The 2,035-nt window shown below is 77.9% G+C and carries 3 protein-coding genes; all 3 read right to left on the bottom strand.

The genetic code is table 11. From position 1 onward, the window contains the following. Positions 1-41: 41 nt before the first annotated feature. Positions 42-947: a proteasome assembly chaperone family protein gene (locus tag V9U69_RS08265; RefSeq protein WP_337061094.1), complete on the bottom strand. Its 906-nt coding sequence runs from the start codon at positions 945-947 to the stop codon at positions 42-44. A 66-nt stretch (positions 948-1,013) separates the two neighbouring features. Continuing rightward, positions 1,014-1,487, bottom strand: a complete 474-nt coding sequence (gene nrdR / locus V9U69_RS08260) for a transcriptional regulator NrdR (protein WP_308220303.1) — start codon at positions 1,485-1,487, stop codon at positions 1,014-1,016. A gap of 189 nt (positions 1,488-1,676) precedes the next feature. Beyond that, positions 1,677-2,035: LysM peptidoglycan-binding domain-containing protein (locus V9U69_RS08255; RefSeq protein ID WP_337061093.1), on the bottom strand; the 359-nt coding region annotated here is incomplete at its 5' end.

The following is a 2,035-nucleotide window of genomic DNA, read 5'->3' as shown; positions in this document are numbered from 1 at the left end:
CCCCCCCCCCCCCCGCCGCACGGCGCCGCGGCCGGGTCCGCTCAGTCCTCGCCGGGCTCCTGCTCGCGCCCGGCCAGGAAGCGCTCGAACTCCGCGCCGAGCTCCTCGGCGGTGGGCAGGAAGGCGCTGGCCGCCCCGGTGCCCGAGCCCTGCTCCCCCTGCGCGTCGTACTGCTCCTCCAGCGCCTGCACGACCGCGGCCGCCTCCGGCGAGTCGGCGACCTGGGCGTCGACCTCCACCCGGGTGGCGGAGGCCGCCTCCAGCAGCGTCTCGACCGGCAGGTGCAGGCCCGTCTCCCCCGCCAGGGTGCGCACGAGCACCGCCGCGGAGTCGGGGTAGTCGTTGCCCGCGAGGTAGTGCGGCACGTGGGCCAGCACCGACAGGACGTCCCGCCCGGCCTGCGCCCCGCGCAGGTGCAGCAGGGCCGCGGCGTGGCCGGGGACCTGCGCCTGCACGTCCCAGGTGCGGTAGCCCTCCAGCAGCTCGGGCCGGCTGGCGCTGGCCGTCACGCCGCTGGGCCGGGTGTGCGGGACGGCGGTGGGGGCGGCGCTGAGCACGATGGTGCGCCCGACGCCGAGGTCGTCGGCCAGCTGCCAGGTGGCGCGGGTGAACCGCTCCCACTGCACGTCCGGTTCCGGACCGCTCAGCAGCAGCAGCGCCGAGCCCTCGGCGTCGCGCAGCAGCTCCAGCTGCAGGACCGGCGCCGCGTAGTCCTCCCAGCGGTCGCCCGCGAACGTCATGGTCGGCCGCCGGGCGCGGTAGTCGTGCAGCTGGTCGACGTCGAAGACGGCGACGACCTCGGAGGTGCACACCTCGCGCAGGTGCTCCACGGCCAGCCGCACGGCGGCGCCGGCGTCGACGAAACCGGACAGGGCCACGACGAGGTGCGGCTCCACCAGCACGGGCGGGGTGCCCTCGAGCGAGTACAGCGACCTGGGATCCAGCATGGGCCCATTCTCGCCCGCCGCCGGGGCGGGGCCGGTGCCGGGCGGTGCCGCCGCTGGTCCCGCGGGTCAGCCGGTGGTGCGCTCCAGCTGCGCGAGGCGCTCGGCGCGCAGCTGCTCGATGGCGGCCTCGAAGTCGGCCAGCGAGTCGAACGCCTGGTACACGGAGGCGAAGCGCAGGTAGGCGACCTCGTCCAGCTCCCGCAGGAACGGCAGGGTCGCCAGCCCCACCTGGTGGGCGTCGATCTCCGCGGCGCCCTGGGCGCGCACGGCCTCCTCCACCCGGTGCGCCAGCAGGGCGATGTCGTCCTCGCTGACCGGACGCCCCTGACACGCCTTGCGGACACCGCTGGCGATCTTCGCGCGGCTGAACGGCTCCGCGGCGCCCGAGCGCTTCACCACCGACAGGCTCGCGGTCTCCAGCGTGGTGAAGCGCTTGGAGCAGTTCGGGCACTGGCGGCGCCGGCGGATGCTGCTGCCGTCCTCGGTCGTCCGAGAGTCCACCACGCGCGAATCGGCGTGCCGGCAGAACGGGCAGTGCACCCCAGGTCCCTCCCACGCGGCGCCCGGCAGCGGGCCGGGATCCTGATCGTGGGGCGACGGTACGTCGCCGGTGTCGGCGTCGGCAAGCCGCGCGGGGCCGCTGTGGACGGACCCCGGGCCGCCGCGGTGCCGGGGCGCCGCGCGCGCGGCGCCCCGGCCCACCGCCCGGTCCTCCGGTCAGCCCTGCGCTCAGCCCCGCGCGGGCAGGGTCAGCCGCTGGCCCGCGCGCAGGGCCTGGGAGGGCAGTCCGTTGACCTCGGCGATCTCGGCGGCCACGTCGCGCCAGTCCTCCCCCGGGGCCAGGTCGGCGGCGATCTGCGAGAGGGTCTGCCCCGGCAGGACGGTCACCACGAAGGTCGCGGGGGCCCCGGCACCGCCGCGACCGCCGGCGGCGGCGGGCTCCCCCACCGCGGCCGCCACGGCCAGCACCACCCCCGCCAGGGCGCCGGCCGCGGTGCAGGTCACGCCCAGGCGCCCGCGCCTCGTCAGCCGCAGCGGCCGCCGGACCGGCGCGGTGGCGGCGCGGCGGCGGCGCGGCGGCGCGGTGG

This window comes from Kineococcus sp. G2 (genome assembly GCF_037154035.1).
Classification (GTDB): Bacteria; Actinomycetota; Actinomycetes; order Actinomycetales; family Kineococcaceae; genus Kineococcus.
The sequence above is the reverse complement of the archived record's forward strand: the minus strand, read 5'-3'. Positions and strand labels throughout refer to the sequence as shown.